3 protein-coding genes are annotated in these 3129 nt (G+C 74.8%); 2 read left to right on the plus strand and 1 reads right to left on the minus strand.

What is annotated here, in order from left to right; translation table 11 throughout:
- Positions 1-829, minus strand: an 829-nt coding sequence (locus EAO70_RS07940) for a LysR family transcriptional regulator (RefSeq protein ID WP_148002300.1), incomplete at its 3' end; no start/stop codon positions are given.
- A gap of 227 nt (positions 830-1056) precedes the next feature.
- On the opposite strand from EAO70_RS07940, the gene EAO70_RS07945 reads away from it, so the two are divergent.
- Entirely contained in the window at positions 1057-1722 is a 666-nt protein-coding gene (locus tag EAO70_RS07945; RefSeq protein WP_187283789.1) for a GOLPH3/VPS74 family protein, read from the plus strand.
- A 67-nt stretch (positions 1723-1789) separates the two neighbouring features.
- The gene (locus EAO70_RS07950) at positions 1790-3127 is read left to right on the plus strand and encodes a hypothetical protein (protein ID WP_148002301.1); all 1338 of its coding nucleotides are present in this window, start codon (positions 1790-1792) and stop codon (positions 3125-3127) included.
- Positions 3128-3129: the final 2 nt, after the last annotated feature.

Consider the following 3129-nt stretch of genomic DNA (forward strand, 5'->3'; position numbering starts at 1 on the left):
GGGTCGCCGACGGCCGCCTCGACTTCGCCCTCGTCGGGGTCTGCGGCGAGAGCGGGCCGCCCGAGGCCGGACGGCTCGCGTGGACGGAGGTCGCCCGGCAGAGTCCGACGGCCCGGCCGACCTGTACCAGGTGCACGCAGGACGCGGTGTCCGTCTCGTACACGCACGCCGGGGTGAACCCGGCCCGTACGCAGGCGGCCGCGAAGCAGTCGCCGAAGCAGCCGTCGCCGGGCACGTCGGTCCAGGCCTCGGCGGCCAGTTCGGCCAGGTCGATCTCGGCGCGCGGGGCGAGCGGGTGGTCGGCGGCCAGCATCACGTACACCGGGTCCCGGGCGACCTCCGTCCACGCGAGCCGTCCGGCCTCGGGCGGCCCGCTCTCGCCGCAGACCCCGACGAGGGCGAAGTCGAGGCGGCCGTCGGCGACCCCGCCGGCGATCTCACGTTCCGACCAGGAGATGTACGTGGTGACCGGGGCGCCGGGGTCCTCGCGCGCGATGCGGTCGACCAGGCCGCCGAGCAGCGGTCCGTGGGTGCCGCCGAGCCGGTAGCCCTCGGCGCCGTCGCGGGCGAACCGCACGGCCTCCTCCTGGAGCTCGCAGACGGCGGGGAGGACGACCCGGGCCCGTTCGAGGACGAGGTCGCCGAGGGCCGTGGTCCGTACGCCCTCCCGGCCGCGCTCGAACAGGGCTCCGCCCAGGGCCCGTTCGATCCGCTTGAGCTGAGCGCTGAGCGCCGGCTGGGCGAGCCCGAGCGCGGTCGCGGCGCGTGTGAGGCTTCCCGCGTCGGCGATGGCCCGGATCGTCTTGAGGTGCCTCAGCTCCAAGTCCATAGCGAGAGCTTGACGCCCCGGCCCGCCGCGGTCCAGACCAACGGTCGGCCGGACTTGCGGCACCCCGGGATCGGCGCAGGTCACAGCGGGCGGAGGCCCGTCGGCGGGAACCGCGCGGGGGCTCCGTTCGTCCTGAGGTGCGAAGGGTGCCGGGGGCGTTCGACCGCCGCGCGGCACCGCACACGCGCTCATGCGGCAGGCCGCATGCGGAGGACGAGGGGTACGGGGTGGCGGTCACGCTCGCTGAGGAGATCATGCTGCTGTCCCTGGACGACGTGTCCGGGGTCGCGAAGGAACGGCAGACGGCGGCGTGGGCGGTCGCGGGCGGCATCCTGCTCGATCTCGTGCTGGCGGGGCGCGTGTCGGTCGACGACGGCCGGCTGCGGGTGACGGACGCGACGCCCACCGAGGTGCCGCTGCTCGACGGGCGGCTGCGGCGGCTCGACACGTGGTGCGCGAAGAGGAGCGGGCCCCCGAAGGTCACCGAGTGGCTGACCAAGGACCAGGGCAAGGCGGTCCGGGCGACGGTCGAGAGCCTCCGCGAGCGCGGTCTGGTGCGCGAGGAGCGGCAGCGGGTCATGGGGCTCTTCCCCATCACCCGCTATCCGGAGGCGGACGGCTCCGTCGAGCGCGAGCTGCGGGCCAGGTTGCACACGGTCCTCACCGACGGCGCCACCCACAGCGCCCGCACCACGGGCCTGCTCGCCCTGGTCCACGGCGCCCGGCTGCACCGCCTCGCCTTCCCCGACCTGCCCCGCAAGGAGGTCGCGGCCCGGCTGGAGGAGCTCACGGCCGGTCAGTGGGCGGCGGAGGGCGTGCGCCGGGCGATCCGGGACATGCAGGCGGCGATGCTCGCGGTCACGGCGGCGACGGTGGTGACGATCACCAGCTGAGCCGCGCGGTAGTCTGCTCGCCTTTCCGAGCACGTACCCGATGCCGTCAGGGAAGCGAGCGCCGCCGATGACCGATCTGAGCCGGATACACGTCGAGCAGTGCCGGGGCGGGAACCTCGGGCTCGCCGAGGCCGTGGCGCGGGCCGAACTGCCCCCGGCCTTCGAGGAGGCGTGGCGCGCGCACCTGCTGCCCCGGCCCTGGTTCGTACGGGCCGCGGAGACGGCCGCCTTCGCGCGGGACCTGGAGGGGCTCTTCGAGCTGCTCGTGTCCCTGCCGCTCCGGCTCTTCGACGGGGACCTCGACCGGTACGCGGCGGAGGTCGGGATCCATCCCGCGCTCGCGGTGCTGCTGCGCCGCGGCGGCACCGGCGTCCCGGCCCGGTTCGGGCGGGCCGACGCCTACCATGACGGCACGTCGTACCGGCTCCTGGAGTTCAACCTCGGCAGCGAGGTCGGCGGGCTCGACATGGCCGTGTTCAACCGAGGGCTGCTCCGGGTGCCCGCGTTCGCGGACTTCGCCCGCGCGCACCGGCTCGACCACGTGGACATCGCCGCCCGGACGGCGGCCGTGCTGCGCGACCGCGCCAGGCCTGCGATGTCCGGGGGCGGGGACCCGGTGGTCGGGCTGATCGAGGGCCGCGGCGGGGTCGGCCCGTACGGCAGGCTGATGCGGGCCACCGTCGAGGCGATGGCCGAGCAGGGCATCGACATGCGGATCGGCGAGATCGACCGGGTGCGGACCGGCGCCGACGGCAAACTCACCCTGGACGGCGCCCCGCTGGACCTGGTCCTGCGGAACTTCGCGGCGAGCCAGCTGCTGGACGACCCGGCGGGGCCCGAGGTCGCGGAGCCGTTCTTCCGGGCCCACCGGGCCGGCCGGACCGTCCTGTTCACCTCTCTGGAGAGCGGCTTCTACTCGAACAAGAGCGCGCTCGCACTGCTCACCGATCCGCGCTGGAGCGGCTCGTTCGACGCCGGCGAGCGGGCGCTCGTCGACCGGGTCCTGCCGTGGAGCCGGTCGCTCCACGCGGCGGTCCCGGCCGAACTGCTCGACCTCTGCCGGGAGCGGCGCGAGCGCCTCATCCTCAAACCGGGCGCCGGATACGGCGGGCTGGACACCATCGTCGGCTGGGAGTGCGCGGAGGCGGAGTGGGACAAGGCGCTGTGGACCGCCGTCGAGCGCGGCGGCTATGTGGCGCAGGAACGGGTCGTACCGCGTGCGGAGCCGGTGTACGACCCCGCGACCGGCGAGGTCGACGACTGGATCGCCGCGCTCGGCGTCTTCCTCACCGAGGACGGGTACGCGGGTACGCACGCGCGTGCCAACCGCGCCGACGGCGGTGCGATCGTCGGGATGAGCAGCAATCCGGACACCCGGATGGTGGGCGTGTTCACCCACCCCTGAGG

Source organism: Streptomyces sp. adm13(2018), from assembly GCF_008042145.1.
Lineage (GTDB): Bacteria > Actinomycetota > Actinomycetes > Streptomycetales > Streptomycetaceae > Streptomyces.

Excerpts from the sequence above, each read along its gene's own strand:
- EAO70_RS07950 (WP_148002301.1), top strand. The coding sequence starts at position 1,790 with ATGACCGATCTGAGCCGGATACACGTCGAGCAGTGCCGGGGCGGGAAC.